General features: G+C 70.2%; 19 protein-coding genes and 1 pseudogene. 5 read left to right on the forward strand and 15 right to left on the reverse strand.

Annotated features, from left to right (window positions below):
* From AB0M56_RS26600 to AB0M56_RS26620, 5 genes are all read right to left on the reverse strand, one after another.
* Positions 1–1,182, reverse strand: coding sequence for a serine hydrolase domain-containing protein (locus tag AB0M56_RS26600; protein WP_364180401.1), 1,182 nt, complete (start codon positions 1,180–1,182; stop codon positions 1–3).
* Between the two features lie 96 nt (positions 1,183–1,278).
* On the reverse strand, positions 1,279–2,472 hold the full coding sequence (locus AB0M56_RS26605) for an ABC transporter permease (RefSeq protein ID WP_364180403.1): 1,194 nt from the start codon (positions 2,470–2,472) through the stop codon (positions 1,279–1,281).
* The gene (locus AB0M56_RS26610; protein WP_364180404.1) at positions 2,469–3,380 is read right to left on the reverse strand and encodes an ATP-binding cassette domain-containing protein; all 912 of its coding nucleotides are present in this window, start codon (positions 3,378–3,380) and stop codon (positions 2,469–2,471) included. The genes AB0M56_RS26605 and AB0M56_RS26610 overlap by 4 nt, the downstream gene beginning before the upstream one ends.
* A gap of 86 nt (positions 3,381–3,466) precedes the next feature.
* Positions 3,467–5,002 (reverse strand): glycerol-3-phosphate dehydrogenase/oxidase, encoded by a 1,536-nt coding sequence (locus tag AB0M56_RS26615; protein WP_364180406.1) that lies wholly within the window; start codon positions 5,000–5,002, stop codon positions 3,467–3,469.
* 72 nt (positions 5,003–5,074) lie between these two features.
* Positions 5,075–5,719, reverse strand: coding sequence for a TetR/AcrR family transcriptional regulator (locus tag AB0M56_RS26620; protein WP_364180408.1), 645 nt, complete (start codon positions 5,717–5,719; stop codon positions 5,075–5,077).
* 16 nt (positions 5,720–5,735) lie between these two features.
* On the opposite strand from AB0M56_RS26620, the gene AB0M56_RS26625 reads away from it, so the two are divergent.
* Complete coding sequence (locus tag AB0M56_RS26625; RefSeq protein ID WP_364180409.1) at positions 5,736–7,346, forward strand: FAD-binding oxidoreductase; 1,611 nt, start codon at positions 5,736–5,738, stop codon at positions 7,344–7,346.
* Between the two features lie 96 nt (positions 7,347–7,442).
* On the opposite strand, the gene AB0M56_RS26630 is transcribed toward AB0M56_RS26625, so the two are convergent.
* From AB0M56_RS26630 to AB0M56_RS26655, 6 genes are all read right to left on the reverse strand, one after another.
* Positions 7,443–7,970 (reverse strand): gamma-glutamylcyclotransferase, encoded by a 528-nt coding sequence (locus AB0M56_RS26630; RefSeq protein WP_364180530.1) that lies wholly within the window; start codon positions 7,968–7,970, stop codon positions 7,443–7,445.
* Between the two features lie 92 nt (positions 7,971–8,062).
* The gene (locus AB0M56_RS26635) at positions 8,063–9,160 is read right to left on the reverse strand and encodes an S-(hydroxymethyl)mycothiol dehydrogenase (RefSeq protein WP_364180411.1); all 1,098 of its coding nucleotides are present in this window, start codon (positions 9,158–9,160) and stop codon (positions 8,063–8,065) included.
* A 105-nt stretch (positions 9,161–9,265) separates the two neighbouring features.
* Positions 9,266–10,528 carry a peptidase C39 family protein gene (locus tag AB0M56_RS26640; RefSeq protein ID WP_364180413.1) on the reverse strand — a complete coding sequence of 421 codons (1,263 nt, stop codon included), beginning with the start codon at positions 10,526–10,528 and terminating at the stop codon, positions 9,266–9,268.
* A gap of 166 nt (positions 10,529–10,694) precedes the next feature.
* On the reverse strand, positions 10,695–11,096 hold the full coding sequence (locus tag AB0M56_RS26645) for a PaaI family thioesterase (RefSeq protein ID WP_364180414.1): 402 nt from the start codon (positions 11,094–11,096) through the stop codon (positions 10,695–10,697).
* 52 nt (positions 11,097–11,148) lie between these two features.
* Entirely contained in the window at positions 11,149–12,873 is a 1,725-nt protein-coding gene (locus AB0M56_RS26650) for a TIGR03767 family metallophosphoesterase (protein ID WP_364180416.1), read from the reverse strand.
* Positions 12,874–13,035: 162 nt separating this feature from the next.
* Positions 13,036–13,515, reverse strand: a complete 480-nt coding sequence (locus AB0M56_RS26655; RefSeq protein WP_364180417.1) for a DUF4190 domain-containing protein — start codon at positions 13,513–13,515, stop codon at positions 13,036–13,038.
* 39 nt (positions 13,516–13,554) lie between these two features.
* Here AB0M56_RS26655 and AB0M56_RS26660 point away from each other — a divergent pair, with 39 nt between their 5' ends.
* The gene (locus tag AB0M56_RS26660; RefSeq protein ID WP_364180419.1) at positions 13,555–13,740 is read left to right on the forward strand and encodes a hypothetical protein; all 186 of its coding nucleotides are present in this window, start codon (positions 13,555–13,557) and stop codon (positions 13,738–13,740) included.
* On the opposite strand, the gene AB0M56_RS26665 is transcribed toward AB0M56_RS26660, so the two are convergent.
* The 4 genes from AB0M56_RS26665 to AB0M56_RS26680 form a co-directional block, all read right to left on the reverse strand.
* A complete protein-coding gene (locus tag AB0M56_RS26665; protein ID WP_364180531.1) occupies positions 13,715–14,497 on the reverse strand; it encodes a carbohydrate ABC transporter permease in 783 nt (260 codons plus the stop codon). The two genes, AB0M56_RS26660 and AB0M56_RS26665, sit on opposite strands and share 26 nt — an antisense overlap.
* Positions 14,498–14,541: 44 nt before the next feature.
* Positions 14,542–15,459 carry a sugar ABC transporter permease gene (locus AB0M56_RS26670; RefSeq protein ID WP_364180421.1) on the reverse strand — a complete coding sequence of 306 codons (918 nt, stop codon included), beginning with the start codon at positions 15,457–15,459 and terminating at the stop codon, positions 14,542–14,544.
* A gap of 7 nt (positions 15,460–15,466) precedes the next feature.
* On the reverse strand, positions 15,467–16,771 hold the full coding sequence (locus AB0M56_RS26675) for a sugar ABC transporter substrate-binding protein (protein WP_364180423.1): 1,305 nt from the start codon (positions 16,769–16,771) through the stop codon (positions 15,467–15,469).
* 100 nt (positions 16,772–16,871) lie between these two features.
* The gene (locus AB0M56_RS26680; RefSeq protein WP_364180424.1) at positions 16,872–18,500 is read right to left on the reverse strand and encodes a long-chain fatty acid--CoA ligase; all 1,629 of its coding nucleotides are present in this window, start codon (positions 18,498–18,500) and stop codon (positions 16,872–16,874) included.
* Between the two features lie 463 nt (positions 18,501–18,963).
* Between AB0M56_RS26680 and mihF the strand changes: the two genes are divergently transcribed.
* The 3 genes and pseudogenes from mihF to AB0M56_RS26695 all read left to right on the forward strand — a co-directional run.
* Positions 18,964–19,275: an integration host factor, actinobacterial type gene (mihF, locus tag AB0M56_RS26685; RefSeq protein WP_220244543.1), complete on the forward strand. Its 312-nt coding sequence runs from the start codon at positions 18,964–18,966 to the stop codon at positions 19,273–19,275.
* 92 nt (positions 19,276–19,367) lie between these two features.
* Positions 19,368–20,522: an isochorismate synthase gene (locus tag AB0M56_RS26690; RefSeq protein WP_364180426.1), complete on the forward strand. Its 1,155-nt coding sequence runs from the start codon at positions 19,368–19,370 to the stop codon at positions 20,520–20,522.
* A gap of 75 nt (positions 20,523–20,597) precedes the next feature.
* Positions 20,598–20,697, forward strand: a pseudogene (locus AB0M56_RS26695) (chorismate-binding protein); the annotation flags it as partial.

Consider the following 20,697-nt stretch of genomic DNA (forward strand, 5'->3'; position numbering starts at 1 on the left):
TCACAGGCCCGCGATGGCGAGCGCGAGCTTCTGCACGATCTCCGGCTGGCCGTCGAAGTCCTTGTCGGTCGTGTTGATCGAGTAGACGACGCGGCGCTGCAGATCGCGGGTGGCCCAGATGCCGTTGGTGTAGCCGTAGCGGCTGCCGGTCTTGCCCCAGACGGTGACGCCGTTGACGGTTTCGGTCATGAGGCCCTGGCTGTAGATCGCGGGGTCGTCGGTACCGAAGGTGGTCACGGCCGGCACGGTGAACATGCGCTGCAGTACCGGTTTCGGCACGAGCCGGCCCTGGAAGAGGGCGATCAGGAACTTGTCGAGGTCGCCGGTGGTGGAGATCATCTCGCCCGCGGCCCAGGGGATGGACTGGTTCATGCGGGTCAGGTCCACGAGCTGTCCGTTCACGAGCTGGTAGCCGTGGGCGTAGGGCGCGGGCAGGTTCGGGTCGTTGCCGGGCACGGAGGTGTCGCGCAGGCCGAGCGGGCGCAGGATGCGGTCGCGCACCTCGTCGCCGTAAGAGTGGTGCGTGAGCTTCTCGACGAGCAGCCCGGCGACGAGGTAGTTGGTGTTCGTGTACTGCTGGCTCGTACCGGGTGCGAAGACCAAATCGTGCTGGAACGCCGTGGCCAGCACCTGCTGCGGGGTGAAGACGGTGTAGCGGTGGTCGAGGATCCACTGTGGATCCTCGGGCAGGTCGACGCCGGGCAGGCCGCTGGTGTGGTTGAGCAGCTGCGCCACGGTGATCCGCGGGTAGTTCGCGGGCAGCAGGCCCGGCAGGTAGCGCTGCACGGGCGCGTCGAGGTCGAGGCGGTGCTCGGCGGCGAGTTGCAGCACGACGACGGCCGTGAACGTCTTGGTGATGCTGCCGATGCGGAAGTGCGCGTTCGCCGGGACGGGTGCCCCGGTGCTCAGGTCGGCTGTCCCGGAGACGCCGCTCCACGCGCCGGCCGAGCCGCGGACCTGCACGAGCGCGCCGGTGGCCTGGGCGTTGGGCAGGCCGGCGATGGCGCCCGCCAGCGAGGCCGGGTTCATCGGCGGCAGCGTGGACCGCGCCGGCGCTGAATGTCCCGGCGCTGAATGTCCCGGCGCGGCGGGCTCGGCGAGCGCGGCCGGGTTCACGGCGGCGGTGAGCAGGAGGGCGGCGCTCGCGGCCGCGGCGATGCGGATCAGCGGGTTTCTCTTCATGACAGCGAGTCTTTCGACTCGCGAACGACCTGCCATCGGGGAGAAACCCGGGCTCGGCTACCTAAGGGTCAGCTGCGCAGGGTCATTCGTGCACTGTCAGCCGCGCAGGGCCTCGAGCAGCTTCAGCCGGCTGCCCACGCGCAGCACACCGTTGCGGTAGATCCGCGCCCCGACCCACGTCACGAGGGCGATCAGCACCGCCGTCAGCACCAGTGACAGCACGATCTCCCACAGCTGAGCTGAGCCCGTGGCAATGCGAGCCGGCATCAGGACCGGCGACAGCAACGGGATGAGCGAGAGGATCTTCGTCGCCGCGCCGTCGGGCGACTGAGTGAGGAGGTTGATGCCCGCGATGAACCCGATGACGAGCGCGATGTTCACCGGCGCCACCACCGTCTGCGTGTCTTCCTGGCGCGAGACGAGCGAGCCCGCTGCGCCGTAGATCATGGCGTAGAGCAGGAAACCGAGCAGGTACCACACGACGCCCCACACCACGGCGCCCACGGCGATGCCCGAGATCGACCCCAGGACACCCGTTCCCAGCGCCGCGAGGAGCCCGACCACGGCGAGGATCCCGAGCTGCGCCAGCCCGACCAGCCCGAGGCCGATCACCTTGCCCAGCAACAGGTGCCACGGCCGCACGGCCGCCAGCAGGATCTCCACGACCCGGCTCGACTTCTCCTCGACCACGCCCTGAGCCACGAGCATCCCGTACGTGATGATGCTCAGGTACAGCAGCACCGCCACGACCACGCCGACCACGAGCTTCTGCCCGGCCCGCGGATCGCGTTGCTCCAGCGGCAACACGTCGACGTGGGCCGCGGACACCGCCTGGTGCACGGCGACCGGGTCGAGGTGCGCGGCCGACAGCTGCGCGTCGAGCACCTGCTGCTGCACGATCCCGTCGAGGGTGTGCTGCAGCGTCGGGTCCACTGTGGACTTCACGGTGACCCGCAGCCTCGAGGCGCTGCCGGACACGAGCGCGTCGACGTCGCCGCTGCGCACCTGCGCGAGCCCGTCCTGTTCGGACGCGACGGTGACCACGTCGATCGTCTCGCCGCCGGCCTTCCCGGCGAGCTGCAGCTGCTGCGCGATCCCTTGTGCCTGACCGGTCAGCGCGACCTTGGTCGTGGTGGCGGACCCGAGGAGAAACGCCTGCAGTGCCACATATCCGACAAGCAGCAGCAACAACACCGCCGTGCTGACCACGAACGCTCGCGTGCGCAGCCGCGTGTTCACCTCGCGTTTTGCCACGAGCCGCACGGCCCGCGCGGCGCTGATGCGGCTCACGTCGGGCCTCCCTGGGCGACGGCGTCGCGGAACAGTTCGGTCAGCGATCGCCGCTGCCGGCTGAACTCCGTGACCGGCCCGGTGGCCAGCGCGGCGGCGAGCACGGCCTGGTCATCGGCGCTCGACGCCAGCTCCAGCACCGTCGTGGCGCCGGAAGACTCGACCACGCGCGCGCCGGGCACGGTCGACGCCCAACCGGGCCGTGCGCCCGGCGCCGTGACCACGAGCCGGCTGCCGGCGCCGCGCGTGAGGTCCTCGACCGTGCCGACGGCGACCATGCGCCCGTCGCGGATGATCCCGACGCGATCGCACAGGCGCTCGACCAGGTCGAGCTGGTGGCTGGAGAACACCACGGGCACGCCGGCGGCCGCCTTCTCGCGCAGCACCACGCTCATCACGTCGACGGCGATCGGGTCGAGGCCGGAGAACGGCTCGTCGAGCACCAGCACGTCGGGGTCGTGCACGAGTGCGGCCGCGAGCTGCACGCGCTGCTGGTTGCCGAGGCTGAGCTTCTGCACCTCGTCCTTGCGGCGCTCGCCCAGCCCGAGCCGCGCGAGCCACAGCTCGGTGGCGCGGTGGGCGTCGTTGGTGCTCAGGCCGTGGAGCTCCGCGAGGAACACGAGCTGGTCGAGCACCTTCATCTTCGGGTACAAACCGCGCTCCTCGGGCATGTACCCGATGCGCGTGCGGGTTTCGTGCGTCACCGGCTCGCCCGCGAACCGGACCTCGCCGGAGTCGGCCGCGAGCACGCCGAGCGCGATGCGCATGGTGGTGGTCTTGCCGGCCCCGTTGCTGCCGACGAAGCCGAACAGCTCACCCGGCCGCACGTCGAACGTCACGCCGTCGAGGGCGAGCTTGCGGCTGTAGCGCTTGGAGATCGCGTCGATCTCGAGTGCTCCTCCGGGCAAAACCGCCCCCTCTCCGAACACCTGTGTGGACAGTGGTGAGCCCGCGCCGCCAACTCTAGCGAACGGCGCGGGTCCTCTCCCGGTGTTCAGGACAGTCCGGCCAGTGCCTTCTCCACGAGCTCCGCCACGCGGGCGCGCGCGGCGTCGGCCTCGGCGGGGACGAGCGACAGGCGGGTGCGGCGTTCGAGCACGTCTTCGACGTCCAGCGCGCCCTCGTGGCGGACGGCCCAGACGACCTCGGCGGCGGTGATCTGGGTGCCGTCGAACAGCGGGGCGGCGAACGTCCGGTCGACCTCGCCGAGGGCGGCGACGCGGGGAGCTTCCGCGCCGTACTTGGCGATCAGGCGGGCCGGGGCGTCCACAAGGGACAGTCGGGCGCGTGGTGCGGCACCCAGCAACGGCAACCGCGAGGTGCGCGACGGCCCGGCGTGCAGGCCCGAGTGCATCAGCGCGGCGTCGACGGCATCCTCGGCCATGCGCCGGTAGGTGGTGAGCTTGCCGCCGACCACGGTGAGCGCGCCGTCGGTGCCGGTGACCACGGCGTGTTTGCGGGAGAGATCGGCGCTGCTGCCGGCGGAGCCGGCGACCAGGGGACGCAGACCGGCGTAGGAGCCGATCACGTCGGCACGGGACAGCGGCCGGGCGAGCACTGAAGACGCCACGGACAACAGGAAGTCCATATCGGACTCCGGCACCTCGGGCACCGGCGGAAGTTCACCCTCGATGGGCTCGTCGGTGAGTCCCAAGTAGACGCGGCCGTCGACCTGCGGGAGCAGGAAGACGAACCGGTTGCTCTCTCCGGGCACAGCGACGTTCACCGACGTCCCGCCCACCGCGGCGGCGGCCGGCGAGAGGACCAAGTGCGAACCGCGCGACGGCCGCAGCCGCACGGCGTCGGTGAGCGTGCCCGCCCAGACGCCGGTCGCGTTGACGACCTGGCGGGCGTGAAGGTCGTACTCGGCCGAGCCTTCACGCACGCGCACGCCGGTGCCCGAAAGCGACACGGCTTCCAGGTGCGTGAGGATCCGGGCGCCCAGCATCGCGGCCGTGCGGGCGAGGTTCACGACCAGGCGCGCGTCGTCGACGAGGGCGCCGTCGTAGGCGAGCAACGCGCCGCGCAGACCGGCGGGCGCGAGGCCCGGGGCCAGCGCGACAGCCTCGGCCACCGGGATCTGCCGGGGCCTCGGCAGCACCGACGACGGCGTGCGCGCGGCCCGGCGCAGCGCGTCACCCGCGCGCAGGCCGGTGGCGATCACGGCCTGCTGCGCGCGGGAAGTGCTGGGGTACAGGGGGAACAGCTGCGGCATCGCGCGCGTGAGGTGCGGCGCCGTGCGCGTCATCAGGATCCCGCGCTCGACAGCGCTTTCGTGCGCGAGGCCGAACTCGCCCTTCGCGAGGTAGCGCAGGCCGCCGTGCACGAGCTTGCTGGACCAGCGTGACGTGCCGAACGCCAGGTCGTGGGCCTCGACCAGTGCGACCGACAGTCCGCGGGCCGCCGCGTCGAGCGCGATGCCCGCGCCGGTGACGCCGCCGCCGACCACTATGACGTCGACTCGCTCACCGTTCGTGAGCCGGTCCAGCTCACGTTCGCGCCGGCGTGCGTTCAGCGAGCCGGTGCTCATGCCGCCTCCGCGGGAAGGAGTGCGTCGGCGGTGTTCATGCCGCCTCCGCGTTGAGGAGTACGTCGGCGGTGTTCATGGCTTGAGGGCCGCGTCGACGAGGTACCGGAACTCGTCGAGCAACGCCCGCTCGTCGAGGTCCGCGGTGGCGGGCCGCAGCGAGAACGCGAACGACTGCACGACCAGCAGGATCGAGCGCGCTTGCGCGGTGACCTCGGCCTGGCGCACGGAACCGTCGCGGTGCCCGGCTTCGAGCAGCTGGCGCAGCACCTGTTCGGCGAAGATCTGCGTGGCCCCGAGCCGCTCCACGATGTAGGGCAGCACGAGCTCAGGATCGACGTCGAGCAGCGTGCGGAACAGCGGGTCGGCGGCCAGCGCGCTGACGCCGGCCGCCGCGATGAGCACGAGACGCTCGCGGGTGTTGGCCGCGTCGTCGCCCGCGTGGCTGGCGTGTTGGAGCAGGCCGCTGAACTCGCGCGTCATCAGCGCGGCGAGCACACTGCGCACGTCGGGGAACCGGCGGTAGACGGTCATGCGGCTCACGCGCGCGGTGCGCGCGATCTCGGCGAGCGTGGTGCGCCGGACACCGACCGCGAGCACGCACTCGCGCGCGGCGTCGAGCAGCACGTCGTCGGCAACGCGCGCTGAGGTCTGGCGGCTGCGGGCCCCCGCGAGGGCCGAGGGAGTCTCTCCCGGTGGGGAGTGACGTTTGACGTCCATATGTCACACTGTAGTCGTGAGTGATCTCATAAACCACCGTATCCGGCAGTCGTGGACCGGCGACGGCGCTGGCGCCACCTCGCTGCCCGATCGGGCGGTCCGGTGGCTCGGCCAGCGTATCGGCCCGGTGGGTGCTGATCGAGGGCGAAAGCCGGATTTCGTCCCGAACCTGACCGGTTCTGCCCTTCCCGGCCAGGCTCGCGAGGACCTTTCGGCCGTGGTCGGTGCGGAGAACGTGCTGGTCGACGCCGACTCGCGCCTCGAACGCGCCGGCGGTCTGTCCTATCTGGACCTGCTGCGCCGCCGGCTCGGCGACTCGGTGCCGGCGCCCGATGCGGTGGTGCTGCCCGCTTCGCCCGAGCAGGTGCAGGCCGTGCTCGAGGTCTGCGTGCGCCACGACGTGGGGGTCGTGCCGTTCGGCGGGGGCACGTCGGTGGTCGGCGGCGTCGCGGCGCTGCGAGGGGACAAGGCGGCCGTGATCGCGCTCGACCTGGTCCGGCTCGACGCGCTGGTGTCGGTGGACGAGCAGTCTCACCTGGCCGTGCTGCAGGCCGGCGTGCGCGGGCCCGAGGCCGAGCGGCTGCTGGGTGAGCACGGGTTCACCCTCGGCCACGTGCCGCAGTCGTTCGAGCGGGCGACCATCGGCGGGTTCGCGGCGACGCGCTCGGCCGGGCAGGCGTCGGCGGGTTACGGCCGCTTCGAGGACATGGTGGCGGGCGTGCGCGTGGCGACGCCGCAGGGCGAATGGCGGCTCGGCGTCGCACCCGCGTCGGCGGCGGGGCCGGATCTGCGGCAGCTCGCGGTGGGGAGCGAAGGCACGCTGGGCGTGATCACGGAGGTCGCGCTGCGGGTGCGGCCGGTGCCTGTCGCGCGCCGGTACGAGGGCTGGGTGATCGACGGCTGGGATCTTGGCGCTGAGGCCATGCGCGCCCTCGCCCAGAACCACGCGACGGCCGACGTCACGCGACTGTCCGATGTGGACGAGACGGCGGTGTCGTTCGCGCTGAACGCCGGCCTGAAGACTTCCGTGCTGCGGGCGTACCTGGCCGCGCGGGGTGTCAAGCACCCGTGTCTGCTGATCGTCGGTTGGGAGAGCGACGTGCGGGCCCGCCGCCACCGCACGACGCGGTTCCTGCGTCGCGCGGGCGCCCTGCGCATCGGCGCCGCGCTCGGCGAGTCGTGGCGGCACGGCCGGTTCTCGGGCCCACGCCAGCGCGATGCGTTGATGGACCTCGGGGTGTGCGTCGAGACCGTGGAGACCGCCGCGTACTGGTCGAACCTGGACGACCTGCACGACGCCGTGCGGGCCGCGCTGGTGGCTTCGCTGGGCCGCGCGATCGTGATGTGCCACGTTTCGCACGTGTACGAAACGGGCGCCTCGCTGTACTTCACGGTCCTCACCTCCCGCGACGACGCGGACCCCGTCGGCCAGTGGCAGCGCGCGAAGCACGCCGCGTCGGAGGCGATCGTCGGCCTTGGAACGATCACCCACCACCACGCCGTGGGTGTCGACCACGCGCCTTACTTGGAGCCCGAGATCGGCTCGCTGGGGCTGTCCGTGTTGCGCGCCGCGAAGTCCGCTGTCGACCCGACGGGGATCTTGAACCCGGGAAAGCTGCTGGGCTGAGCGTGGTGGCGGAGACGTGGGACAACGGCCGGCACGTGCGGCTGTCCCGCGAGCCGACCGGGTTCCTCGCCGTCCGGGCGGTTCCCGACCCGCGCGTCAGGTGAAGATCTGCTCCGGCTCCACAACCGTGCACTTCAGGCCGTGCTCACCGGCCGGGTCGCCGAGGAGGAGGGCGGCTTCGGACTGGGGGACGTCGGCGACGCGCACGGGCCGGCTGTCGACCAGCAGCGGGTAGCGGACGGCCGATGCGCCGACGTAGGCGTGGACGTTCGGCACCGGGGCCCCGTCCAGCTCGATCGAATGGTCGTCCAGCTGCGCGAGGTGATACCGGGTGCCACGGCCTTCGCAGACGTCCAGCACCGCGCGTTGCTCCGGAGTGACGAACCACAGGAAGTGGTACTCGACCCCAGGCAGCATGGTGAGGGTGGCGGGGCGCTGGTCGTCGACCTTGCGCAGGCCTGACGCCCATACCGCGGCCAACCCCCTGCACCGCACGCGGGCGGCCACGACGGGACCGGTCAGGCCGAGTTCGTCACGCAACCAGGTGATCTTCGACGGGCACGCGTTGGACCCGTACGCCAAAACGGGCAGCCGGTCGCGCCAGCCGGCCGGCGCGGTGTCCAGCGACCACCCGGCGCCGTCAAGGTGGACGAACGACGTACCCGGCCGTCCCCCGGGGTAGGGGACGGCCGGGTAGTCGGCGTCGGTGAAGAGCCTCAGAACTCCACCACGCTGCGCAGGACGTCGCCGTGGTGCATGCGCTCGAAGGCCTGCTCCACGTCGCCGACGCCGATGCGCTCGGTCACGAACTTGTCCAGCGGCAGGCGGCCCTGCAGGTACAGGTCCACGAGCATGGGGAAGTCGCGCGAGGGCAGGCAGTCGCCGTACCAGGACGACTTCAGCGAGCCGCCGCGGCCGAAGAAGTCGATGAGGGGCAGGTCGTTGAGGCGCATGTCCGGCGTCGGCACGCCGACCAGCACGACGGTGCCCGCGAGGTCGCGGCCGTAGAAGGCCTGCTTCCACGTCTCGGGCCGGCCGACGGCGTCGATGACCACGTCGGGGCCGAACGAGTGCGTGGCGTCCTGCATGGCCGCCACCACCGCGTCCTGGCTGAGGCCCTTGCTGTTCACGGTGTGCGTGGCGCCGAAGCCCTTGGCCCACTCGAGCTTCCGGTCGTCGGTGTCGATGGCGATGATCGTGGTCGCGCCCGCGAGGTTGGCGCCGGCGATGGCCGCGTCGCCCACGCCGCCGCAGCCGATCACGGCCACGGAGTCACCGCGCGTCACGGCGCCGGTGTTGATGGCCGCGCCGAGGCCCGCCATCACGCCGCAGCCGAGAAGGCCCGCCACCGCGGGTTCCGCCCGCTCGTCCACCTTCGTGCACTGTCCACTGTGGACGAGTGTCTTCTCGAGAAACGCCCCGATGCCCAGCGCGGGCGACAGCTTCGTGCCGTCGGTGAGCGTCATCGGCTGCTCGGCGTTGAACGTGGAGAAGCAGTACCACGGCTTGCCCCGCTTGCACGCCCGGCAGGTGCCGCAGACGGCGCGCCAGTTGAGGATCACGTAGTCGCCCGGCGCGATGTCCGTGACCCCGGCGCCGACCTTGTCGACCCGCCCCGCGGCCTCGTGGCCGAGCAGGAACGGGAAGTCGTCGTTGATCCCGCCCTCGCGGTAGTGCAGGTCGGTGTGGCAGACCCCGCAGGCCTGCACCGACACGACCGCCTCGCCCGGACCCGGGTCCGGCACCACCACGGTCTCGAGCGCCACCGGCTCGCCCTTCGCGCGGGACACGATCCCCTGGACCTCGTACGGCATGCGCTCACCCTTTCCTGCACTCTTGCTTTGCCCGGGCAGCTAATCACGGAACATGCACACGTGGCCATACCACGATGCGTCGGTTTCCACTCCTGGAAAGCCGGCTCAGGCCGGCGTCACGATGTACACCACCCCGCCCGGCCCGCTCGCCACGCTGCCGTCGGCCGTGTAGCGCTTCGTGCGCTGCCAGATCTTCTCGAACTGGTCGCGCTTGTACACGTTGCGCACGCGGGCGTCGGTGCTGGAGGCCGGGTCGTTGACGATCACGTCGCCGGCCTGGGTGAAGCCGACGACGACCATGATGTGGCCGGAGGTGCCGTAGCCGGCGCCGTCGAGCTCGTCGGAGAGGAAGGACTGCGACGTGATCACGGGGATGCCGCGGGCGATGTAGTCCTCGAGCTCGTTGAGGTCGTGCAGGCGCGTGATGTGGCCGCGCAGGCCGAGAGAGGCGGCGTACGCGGTGTTGAACGGCCAGTTGCCGGTGCCGTCGTAGGCGTAGTCGTAGGTGTTGCGCGCGGCGTAGACGACGGACGGGTCGATGTAGTTCGAAGGGATCCAGCTCATCTGCTGCGCGGTCGGCTTCTTGCCCCAGTACTCGGCGACCATCTCGGTGGACGTCGGGCTGCACCAGGCCTCACCGCCGCCGCCGTACTGCGGGAACTGTCCTTTGTGGATGTTCTGCGCGTATGCCGGCACCTTCAGCTCGATGCCCCGCGCGCGGCCCGGTTTGGTGGCCGGCACGTCGAAGCGGTCCGGGACGTTCGAGGTCACGGCGCCGAGCGTGGACACCGTCGGCGTCACCCGCGTGCCCGCCTCACGGTAGAGGCTCACGCGCAGCTGGTACGTGCGCAGCGTGACGCCCGTCTTCGTGGCCAGCGTGTCGACGTCCACCGACGCGTTGTCGTCGCTCTGACCGTCGACGCTCGTGCGCTGGATGTCGGCGTCGCCGCTGGCCCAGCGGCCCATCACGTACCAGGTCGTCTCGACGCCGGCCGACGTGCGGCCCTTCGCCTCGACCTCCAGCCACGTCTTCGCCGGCGTCTGCGCGTTCCACGACGCGATGAGCTGCGTCGCGTCGAACCCCTGCCGGAACAGCGGCGACGTCCACGAGCCGTACTCGTAGGTCTTCGTCGTGCCCAGCCCCGGCTCGGTGTGCTCGACGGTGCCCGCGGGCCGCGTGATGCGCAGCCCGTCGCGGCCCAGCGTCAGCCCGTCGAGGTGGCCCGCGTGGAAACTCCCGCCGGACCACTCGTGGTAGTTGATCGCCTCGTCGTTCGCCGGGTGCGCCGGCGCCGCGTCCGCGACCTGCGTCGCTCCTGCCGTGACCATGGCGATGGACAATAGCGTGATCAAGCTCCGCATCCGCATGCCGTGCTCCGTCCCCGAGACCCCAGTGTCAGCGAGAGATTTTCGCCGGTTGGAGTGGGTTCGTAAAGAGCCGACCAGAGTAGGGCTGCGAAATCGGTGGCGGTCGCTGGGACGATGATCGGCGACCTCGACGCCTTTCCGGTGACCATGGGCTCCCCTGGGCCGGCTAGAGCACCGCTTGCGTCTGGGTCACCTTCGCGACCAGCTTCCCCTCGTCGTCGTGGATTTCCGTCTCGACGACGACCACGCGGCGGCCCGCGTGCAACGGCCGGGACGACGCGACCGCATGCCCCGAACGGACGGCGCGCAGGAAGTTGGTCTTCGACTCCAAGGTCGTGGTGCCCGAAGCGCCCGAAGGGAGGTTGAGGAAGGCGCACACGGCGCCCGTCGCGTCGGCCAGGGACATGAGTACGCCGCCGTGCAGGACGCCGCCGAGGGTGCACAGCGACTCGGACCACGCCAGCCGGCTGCGGACCAGGTCGGGGGCGTGCGAGAGCGCTTCGATGCCGAGCCGGGAGGCGAACGGCATGGTCTGGTGGAACAGCGAAGTGCCCTCGGCGTCGGTCATGTCCACGACCTAACCGCAGCCGGAGGCCGCTCGTCGATTACCCGCGAGGTAATCAACCGAGCGGGTTCGTGAGCAGCAGCTCCGTGTTGTGGTCCCCGTCGGAGCCGACGCGGCCCAGGTCGACGTGGATGTCGTTGTACGAAAGCTCGCGGTAGAGCGAAGCCAGGGCGGAGGGCGTCCGCGCGGAGTAGTCCACCGCATACGGCGCGGACGCCTCGATGAGGGTGGTGAAGATCGACAGGGTGCCGTCGCCGTTGTCGGCCAGTTCGAGGATGCGCGCGTGCTGCGGGAAGTCGACGTGGGAGGCGGTGTTGATCTCCCAGAAGCTCTGCGCGGGCGTCTTGCCGACGTGCGGGGTGATCTTGTTGAGGTGCGTGTGGCCGTTGACCCATGCCACCACGTTGGGGAAGCGGTTGAGCAGCCCCACGAACGTGTCACCGTTCAGGCGCGGCTCCAGCAGGTGGCGTGAGTCGGGCAGGAGGTTGCCCATGGTGTCGCTGGTGTGGTGGCTCAACAGCACGAACAGCTCGTCGGTCACCGACTGCTTCACCTTGCGGCCGAAGAAGTCGTAGTACGTCGACGAGTTCCGCTTCAAAGTCGACTCCACCCAGTTGAACTGGCCGAGCCCGATCGAACCGTCGGCGAAACCGCCCAGCGTGGTGGTGTCGAGGCTGATGCCGGTGACGCCCGGGGCGATGCGGAACGTGTAGTAGACGTTGCGCCCGTCGGCGTTGTTCGCCGAGAAGCCGTGGCCGACCGGGCCGGGGCCGGTGTTGCCGGACTCGAGGTGCGCGGTCACGAACTCCGCTGTGGTGAACGGCCGCCGACGCGCGTCGGGGGTGACCTCGCGGATCGTGCCGGTGCCGCCGAACAGCTCGGTCAGCGGCACGCTCTTGCCGCTGTTGAGGGCCGCGCCGAGCTTCTTCGCGGTGCTCTCGTCCTTGCCGATCACCTTGTACCGGCTCGTGTACCAGGCCTCGATGCCAGGGATGTCCGGCAGCGTGCCGACCACGCTGTCGTCGTGGTTGCCGAACGTGCAGAACCACGGCACGTCCAGCCCCGGCGCGGTGAACGGCGCGATACCCGCTTCGAGCAGCCCCGGCAGCTGCGGGAAACCCTTCTTCGAGTAGTCGTCGGCGAGCGGGGTCGACGGGTTCCAGAACGCGTCGCTGCCCGAGGCCTGCACGCCTTCGTACCGGCTGGGGTCGCCGGAGTTCGGGGTGACGGCGCCGCCGTTGAGGCTGGTCAGGAACCAGTCGAGCTCCAGAAGCTCGTGGTTGTCGGTGTTGTCGCCGGTGGTCACGAGGAAGTCGAACGGCCGGCCGGTGAACGGTCCCTTCGCGACGCTGTTCACCCGCTGCACCAGCGCGCTCGTCGCGGCCGTGCCGAGGGCTTCCTGCGGCCGGTGCGCCGATCCGACGTACGGGTGCAGGTACTCGAACCGCGCGGGCGACTCGGTGTCGGTGATGTGCAGGTCGGTGAACTGCACGAACGCGCCCAGCGCCGTCTGCCGGTCGTCGCGGCCGTCCTTTGGCGCGGCGAGGTCACCGCGGACCACGAGCGGCCAGCCCGGGCCGCCGGTGAGGCGGGAGTACGTGGCCGTGCCGGGGAAGACGGCGGTGGCGACCTGTTCGAGAGTCGTGCCGGCGGTGCTGACGGTGCGCGAGACCGTGCGCTTGAGCGCCCGGTCCAGCGCGTTGGCGGTCGGGGTGCACAGCAGCAACCCCACGCCCGCGGCACCCGCCGAAGTGAAAGTCCGCCTGGTCAGCTGGGCCATCGTCGCTCCCCGGTGTCGGCTGCCCAGCACGCTGCCGGACGGCGGTGGACCTCCGGTGAACGCAACATGAATCCCGCTCACATTCACCGTGACAGTGCGGCTGACTCTGTCACAGGTACCGCGGTTCGACTACCCGACGAAGGTGGGTTCAGAAGCGAAACTTCAGCAGTAGAACGCGCACGACGTACTTGTCGCCGCGATCGCCGTGAAGAACAGCACCAGGAAGATCACCGCGGGGATCGCGGCGATGATTCCGCAGACGAGCCCGGCGATGCCCATGCCCTGTCCCGTGTAGCCGGGCTTCTGCGCCTGCACCATGCCCGCCCAGGACAGCCCGATCGCGGTGAACGCCGCGATCACGTCCCAGAACGGCACCCAGAACGTGATCAGCGCGAGGATCCCGATGATCATCCCCGCGATCGCCATGCCGCTCGTCCGTAGCGGCACGTAGCCCGGGAACGGCCCGTACGGCATGGGCTGTGGTCCCGAGTACGGCGTCGGGTACGGCCCCGAATACGGCGCGGCGTACGGCACGGGCAGCGGCGCCGAGGACTGCTGCGGAGGCTGCTGGGGCGTCGGATAACCGTCGGCGCCGTAGTACTGGCCCTCTTGGCGGGGCTGCTGCTGGTACGGATCGGTCATCGAGTGCTCCAGGTTCCGGACGTCGGGTACAAGGAGCTTATGGGGGATGCGGTAGTCGTCGGGGGCGGAATCGGCGGATTGACCACCGCGATCGGGTGGCGCGTCACGGTGCTCGAACGCGCCGCCTGCGCGATCGCGAAGGCCGTGCGCCCGGCAGCCCGGTTTTCGCTGCACCTGCCGGCGTCGCTGCCGCCGCGGCTCAGCCCGTCAACCCCGACTCCGTGACCCCGCGCACGAGGTAACGCTGCAGGAACGCGAACAGCAGCACGATCGGCAGGATCGACACCGCCGCGGCCAGGAAGAGCAGGTTCAGCTGCGGGTTCTGTGAGGTCAGCAGGCCGGACAGCGCCACCTGCACCGTCCACGAGTCCGGCGACTGCGCGATGATCAGCGGCCACAGGAACGCGTTCCAGCTGCCGATCACCGAGATCACGGCGATCGCGGCGAAGAAGCCGCGTGAGTTGGGCACCACGATGCGCCGGAACACGCCCCAGCGCGTGAGCCCGTCGACGCGCCCGGCTTCCTCCAGCTCACGCGGGAAGTCCAGGAAGTACTGGCGGAACAGGAACACGCTGAACGCGCTGAACAACCCCGGGATCACCAGGCCGCGCAGGTCCGAGAGCCAGCCCAGCGTGGACACCACGACGAAGCTCGGCACGAACGTGACCGACGTCGGGATCATCAGCGTCGCGACCACCGCGTAGAACACGGTTTTCGAGTGGAGGTAAGGGATCCGGGCGAACCCGTAGCCGGCGAGTGAGCAGATCACCAGCAGTCCCGACGTCTGCAGCGTCGCCACGATCGCGGAGTTGAGCAGGCTTCGCGCGAACGGCACGTCCTCCAAGGAGAACAGGCGCGTGAAGTTCTCCCAGTGCATCTGCCGAGGCCACAGCGTCCAGCCGGGAGCCGTGATCTCCGCGCGCGAGGCGAGACCGTTGCGCAGCAGCAGGTAGAACGGCAACAGGAACAGCACCGCCGCCACGATCAGCGACGTCCAGCGCAGCGCGGCCTTCACGACGGCGCTGTTCACGAGAGGGCACCACGGTCGAAGCGGAAGAGCCTGCCCTGCGACAATGTCACGAGCGCGATGAGCAACGCCAGCAGCACCGCGCCCGCGCTGCCGCGACCCAGATCCTGGCCGCCCGAACCCAGCGACGTGTAGTAGAGGTACACCAGCGGCGGCCGGGCGAACGGTGGATAACCGCGGGAGTCGCCCATGATGTTGTAGAACTCGTCGAACGCCTGGTACGCGTTGATCAGGTTGAGCAGCAGCACGGCCACGGACGTCGCGCGCAGCTGTGGCAGCGTGATGTGGCGGAACACCTGCCAGCCCGGCTTCGCGCCGTCGAGCCACGCGGCTTCGTAGAGCCGGCCCGGAATTCGTTGCAGTGCGGCGAGGAACAGGATCATGTAGAAGCCCAGCTGTAGCCACAGCCGCGCGGTCACCAGCACGATCCAGTACAGCGGCGGGTCCACCGTGCCCGTCCACGCCACCGGATCGGCGCCGAACAGGCCCAGCACGGTGTTCGCCAGGCCGTAGCGGACGCCGGAGAACAACGACGTCTTCCAGATCAGCGAGGCCACCACGTACGAGCAGGCGAACGGCAGGAAGAACACCGAGCGGAAGAACGCGCGCGCGAACCTCAGCTGGTGCACGCCGACCGCGAGCGCGAGCGACAGCACGAACGTGAGCGGCACGATCACCACCGCGAACACGCTGAACGTGCCGAGACTGGCCAGGAACGGCCCGTCGGTGAGCATGTGCGCGTAGTTGTCCAGCCCCACGAACACGCTCGGCGTCACTGTGTTGCGCGCGTCGAAGAACGACAGGTACACGCTCCAGCCGATCGGCAGGTACGCGAACACGGCCAGCCCGATCAGGAACGGGCCGACGAACCCCCAGAACGCCAGCGCGTCCCGGGTCTTCCGGGCTGGGGCTTTCAAAGCAGCTTCATCCGAACAGACGCTTCAGCTCGGACTGCGCGACGGTCACCGCCGCCTTCGTCTGCGCCACCGGGTCGGCGCCCTCCTTGGCGATCTTCGCGACCGCGTCGGACAGCGCGGTGTTCGCCTGCTGAGTCCACACGGGACCGCCGACGAGATGGCTGTTCTCCTTCACGAACCGCGCGACGTCGGCGGCCGGACCCGAGCGCAGCGTGTCGGCCTTGTCGATCAGGCTCTGACGCGCGGGCACGTGGAAGCCGAAGCGCGTGGCGAACTCAAGCTGGTCGGCGGTCTGGTCGATCCACAGCCACTTGACGAACGCCTTGGCCTCGGCCACGTGTTTGCTCTTCGCGTTCACCATCGCGCCGTACGCGCCCACGGGCACGGAAGGCGCGCCGCTGTTGTCCAGCTTGGGGAAGGGGAGCACGGCGAAGTCGTCGTTGAACGCGTCGCGGATCTTCGGCATGTTCCACAGCCCGGTCCACTGCATCGCGCACAGGCCGTCGATGAACGCGCCCGGGTCGGACCAGTCGGTGGTCGCACCGAGCAGCAGGGAGCTGTTGGCGTTCAACGCGCGCAGCTTGCCCAGCGCCGTGGCTGCGCGCGGGTCGTCGAAGCCGACCTCGCGGCCGCCGGGCTTGAGGTAGTCGAGCCCGGCCGACCACAGCAGCGGGCCGGTCAGCGTGGCGACGCCGCCGTCGTTGCCCACGAACAGGCCCTTCACACCGTCGCGCGAGAGCTTGCCGGCGGCGTCCACCAGCTCGTCGACGGTCTGCGGCGGCTGCACGCCGGCGGCCTGCAGCAGGCTCGGGCGGTAGAAGAGCACCTGCGTGTCGGTGGCCTGCGGGATGCCGTAGACCTTGCCTTCCACGGTCTGCGCGGCCAGTACGGCGGGGCTGAAGTCGTTCTTCACCGGACCGATGAGGTCGTCGAGGGCCACGACCTGGTTCTGCCGCACCCAGTCGATCTTCACCTGGGCCTCGAACACGTCGGGCACGGCGCTGTTCTGCAGCGCGGTCACGATCTTCGAGTCGTAGTCACCCGGGTTCCACTGCACCTTCACGGTCGCGCCCGGGTACGAGGCCGCGTAGCCGCGCACGGCGTCCTGCACGCCGTCTTCGCCGTACGCGTGGTACCACTGCTGCAGTGTCACCTTCGCGGCCGGTTTCGACGGCGGCGGTCCGGCCGACATCGCCGTGGACGGCGGCGGATCGCCCGGGCGCCCGGTGTTCGAACCACACGCGGCCGCGACCGCGCCCACTGCCGCCGTTCCCGCGAGGGTCAGGAACGACCTTCTGCTGCGTGACTGCATCCCAGTATTTCCTCCGACGCGCTCCGACGCCTGCCTTGAGAGCGCAAGACTCTCTCAAGACAGGCGCCGGACGTTCCGCGACTCGCCGGAGAATTACCCGTTAGAGCCGTGAGATGTCGAGCTTTCCCTCTGAGTAGGACGCGCGGATGCGCTTCTTGTCGAACTTGCCGACGCTGGTCTTGGGCACTTCGTCCACGAAGGTCCAGTTCTCCGGCAGCTGCCACTTCGCGACCTTGTCGGTCAGGTAGTCGCGCAGCTGTTCGGCCGTCACGCTCTGGCCTTCCTTCACCACGACGGCCACCAGCGGGCGCTCGTCCCACTTCTCGTCGGGGATGCCGACCACGGCCGCCTCGGCGACGGCCGGGTGGCCCATGACCTGGTTCTCCAGGTCGACCGACGAGATCCACTCGCCGCCGGACTTGATCACGTCCTTGGCTCGGTCGGTGAGGGTGAGGTAGCCGTCGGGGCTGATCTTGCCGACGTCACCCGTGCGCAGCCAGCCGTCGTGGAACTTGTCCGGGTCGATGGCGTCGCCGCCGTAGTAGGCGCCGGCGATCCACGGGCCCTGCACCTCGAGTTCTCCGACGGCTTCGTTGTCCCACGGCAGTTCCTCGCCGTTGTCGCCGATGAGCCGCGCGGCCACCGACGCGGGGAACCGGCCCTGCGTGTAGCGGTAGGCCCAGCGCTCCTCGCCGGTCGCACTGCCCGGCGGCCGCGCGACGCTGCCCAGCGGCGACGTCTCGGTCATGCCCCACGCGTGCAGGATCGGCACACCGTAGCGCTCCTCGAACGCGTGCATCAGCGAAGGCGGCGCGGCCGACCCGCCGACCACGACCTCGCGCACGTGGGAGATGTCCTGCGGGTTCGCGTCGAGGTGGGCGAGCAGGCCCTGCCAGATCGTGGGCACGGCCGCCGCGAACGTCGGCTTCTCGGCCGCCAGCATCGCGGCGATCGGGGCCGGCTGCAGGAAGCGGTCGGGCATGAGCAGCGACGCGCCGACCATCATCGCGGCGTAGGGCAGGCCCCACGACATCGCGTGGAACATCGGCACGATCGCCAGCGCGGTGTCCTCCTGGGCCAGCCGCATGCTGTCGGTCATGCAGACCTGCATCGAGTGCAGCCAGATCGAGCGGTGCGAGTAGACGACACCCTTCGGGTCGCCCGTCGTGCCGGACGTGTAGCACATCGCGGCGGCGGACCGCTCGTCGATCTCGGGCCAGTCGAACTCGCTCGGCTGGGCGGCCAGCAGCTCGTCGTAGGAGTGCACGGTGATGCCGTCGGGCGCCTCCAGCGTCGAGGCGTCGCCGTTGGCCACGACCACGTGTTTGACCGTGGTGAAGTGCGGCAGCTGCTTGGCCAGCAGCGGCACCAGCGTGCCGTCGACGATCACCACGTGGTCCTCGGCGTGGTTCGCGACGAAGGTGAGCTGCTCGGGGAACAGGCGGATGTTCAGGGTGTGCAGCACCGCGCCCATGGCCGGCACCGCGAGGTAGGCGGCCAGGTGCTCCGCGTTGTTCCACATGAACGTGCCGACGCGCTGGTCGCCCGTCACGCCGAGGGTGCGCAGCGCGTTGGCCAGGCGGGCGGCGTGCTGCCCGAGCTCGGCGTAGGTCTCCCGGCGGGCTTCTGAACCGGTCCAGGTGATGACTTCGCTCTTCGCGTGCACCTTCGTGCCGTGCCGCAGGAGCTTCGCCAGCGAAAGCTGCCCGTCCTGCATCGTGCTCAACATGGGTGACTCCCGTGGTGCTCGTTCGCCGGTGAACTGGGGTGCCGCCGACTCTAACGGCGGACGGGGCGCGGGGGCATGGTCAACTCGGGCAACCGTTCGGTCACGGCCATCCCCGTATCGGGTGGCGGCCTCCTGCGTCCATGATCAACTTACTACCGGACTTTTCCTTGCGGGACAACAAAAAATGGCGTCGTAACCGTCTCGAAATAGAGCCTCATTCGGGTGAGGTAATGGTGTCGAAAACGAGGGACGTCTGACGTTTCCGCAGGCCGCGAGGGGTCATCTCGTGACTTGCCCACCGGGTGGTCGGAGGGTGATAAGTGCGTGTCGGTTGAGCGCTCTTCGAGGGTGTGGCGTTTACTGGGGCCGTGGTAAGAGACGGCTGGCCAGCGCTTGCGCTTGCAAGCATCGGAGAAAAGCCGTCGGCCGCGTAAGCGGAGACCTGAGAGGAAAGGACACTACGTTGGCTCTGCCCACGTTGACTCCGGAGCAGCGCGCCGACGCCCTCGCCAAGGCGGCAGAGGCGCGTAAGGCGCGTTCGGAGCTGCTCGCGTCGATCAAGTCCGGCACCACGAGCATCGAGAAGGTGCTCAAGCAGGCCAAGGAGAACAAGACCATCGGGAAGACCAAGGTCACCCAGCTGCTCAAGGCCGTCCCCGGCCTTGGCGCGGTCAAGGTCGCCGCGCTGCTCGAGCAGGCGGGGATCGACCCCGACCGCCGGGCCGCGGGCCTCGGCGAGCGCCAGCGCGAAGCTCTTATCGACGCGCTGAAGTAAGGACCCCGGTCTCCCGCGGGGAAAGTGCGCCGAAGGTGTTCTTCTGGCAACACTTTCCCCGCGGAGCTCCCGGATCCTGGGACGCTGGAGCGGTGACGACCAGTACCGCACCGGCGACCCCGGTCGAGACAACCGTCCGCTACCAGCGTGGCGACTTCCTGTTCGCGACGGCCCGGCGAGCGCTCCTCGCCCAGGGTTCGGTCGCCGCCGTGACCGACATCGATCCACGGCGGCTGGCCAGGACCGTGGCCGAAGAGCTGACCAGCTCGGGCGTGCCGCTCGCGGTCGGGACGCTGCCGTTCGACACCGGCCCGGACACGACTACGCCGGGTCATCTCGTCCTGCCGCGCACGGTCCACCGGGCGCAGGCCGAGGGCGAAAGCAGTGCTGTCGCCGCGTCGGAAGAGCTGCCCGCCCCGAGCGTCACCTGTGAGGTGCCGTCCGAGGAGGGCCACAAGGCCAACGTGCGGGCCGCCGTGGCGGCCCTGCGCGACCGTGGCCTGCGCAAAGCCGTGCTCGCCCGGGCCCTCGAGCTCGAGTTCGCCTCGTCGGTGCCGGTCGAGAAGATCGTGCGCAACCTGGCCCGCGGCAACCCGCGCCACTTCACCTACGCCGCCGAGCTGCCCGGCGGGCGCACGCTCGTGGGCGCCACGCCCGAGCTGCTGCTCTCCCGCGCCGGCGACTCCGTGTTCACGACCCCGCACGCAGGGTCCATGCCGCGCTCGGCGGATCCTGTCGCGGACCGCGCCAACGGCGAGGCCCTCCTGGCGTCCGCGAAGGACCAGGAAGAGCACGCCGTGGTGATCGACTACGTCGTGGAGGCCCTGCGGCCGTTCTGCCGCAAGCTCGACGTGCCGCCGGCCCCGGAGCTCGTGTCGACGCCCGCCATCTGGCACCTGCGCACGGCGATCACCGGTGAGCTCGTCGACCGCGCCGTCACCGCCCTCGACCTCGCCGCGGCCCTGCACCCGACCCCCGCCATCTGCGGCACCCCGACCGCCGCCGCGCGCGACCTGGTCCAGGAGCTGGAGCCCTTCGACCGCGGCTACTACGCCGGCAGTGTCGGCTGGGTCGACGCGGTGGGTGACGGTGAGTGGGCGGTGGCGATCCGCTGTGCGGAGGTGGCGGACACGTCGATGCGGCTGTATGCGGGTGGTGGGATTGTGCCGGCGTCGGATCCGCAGGCGGAGTTCGACGAGACGATCGCGAAGTTCCGGACCCTGCTGGGCGCGATGGGTCTGGATTAAGGGGCTGCGGAGCGGCGGTTGTCCGTGGTGGTCGGTGTGGTTGTGCGCCGTACCGTTCGACCGCGGCCGGTGACATCGGGCAGTGTCGGCTGGGTCGACGCGGTGGGTGACGGTGAGTGGGCGGTGGCGATCCGCTGTGCGGAGGTGGCGGACACGTCGATGCGGCTGTATGCGG

The sequence above is a fragment of the Amycolatopsis sp. NPDC051372 genome, from assembly GCF_040682095.1.
Lineage (GTDB): Bacteria > Actinomycetota > Actinomycetes > Mycobacteriales > Pseudonocardiaceae > Amycolatopsis.

Excerpts from the sequence above, each read along its gene's own strand:
- AB0M56_RS26600 (WP_364180401.1), bottom strand. The coding sequence starts at position 1,182 with ATGAAGAGAAACCCGCTGATCCGCATCGCCGCGGCCGCGAGCGCCGCC.
- AB0M56_RS26615 (WP_364180406.1), bottom strand. The coding sequence starts at position 5,002 with ATGAGCACCGGCTCGCTGAACGCACGCCGGCGCGAACGTGAGCTGGAC.
- AB0M56_RS26620 (WP_364180408.1), bottom strand. The coding sequence starts at position 5,719 with ATGGACGTCAAACGTCACTCCCCACCGGGAGAGACTCCCTCGGCCCTC.
- AB0M56_RS26635 (WP_364180411.1), bottom strand. The coding sequence starts at position 9,160 with ATGCCGTACGAGGTCCAGGGGATCGTGTCCCGCGCGAAGGGCGAGCCG.
- AB0M56_RS26640 (WP_364180413.1), bottom strand. The coding sequence starts at position 10,528 with ATGCGGATGCGGAGCTTGATCACGCTATTGTCCATCGCCATGGTCACG.
- AB0M56_RS26645 (WP_364180414.1), bottom strand. The coding sequence starts at position 11,096 with ATGACCGACGCCGAGGGCACTTCGCTGTTCCACCAGACCATGCCGTTC.
- AB0M56_RS26650 (WP_364180416.1), bottom strand. The coding sequence starts at position 12,873 with ATGGCCCAGCTGACCAGGCGGACTTTCACTTCGGCGGGTGCCGCGGGC.
- AB0M56_RS26655 (WP_364180417.1), bottom strand. The coding sequence starts at position 13,515 with ATGACCGATCCGTACCAGCAGCAGCCCCGCCAAGAGGGCCAGTACTAC.
- AB0M56_RS26660 (WP_364180419.1), top strand. The coding sequence starts at position 13,555 with ATGGGGGATGCGGTAGTCGTCGGGGGCGGAATCGGCGGATTGACCACC.
- AB0M56_RS26675 (WP_364180423.1), bottom strand. The coding sequence starts at position 16,771 with ATGCAGTCACGCAGCAGAAGGTCGTTCCTGACCCTCGCGGGAACGGCG.
- AB0M56_RS26680 (WP_364180424.1), bottom strand. The coding sequence starts at position 18,500 with ATGTTGAGCACGATGCAGGACGGGCAGCTTTCGCTGGCGAAGCTCCTG.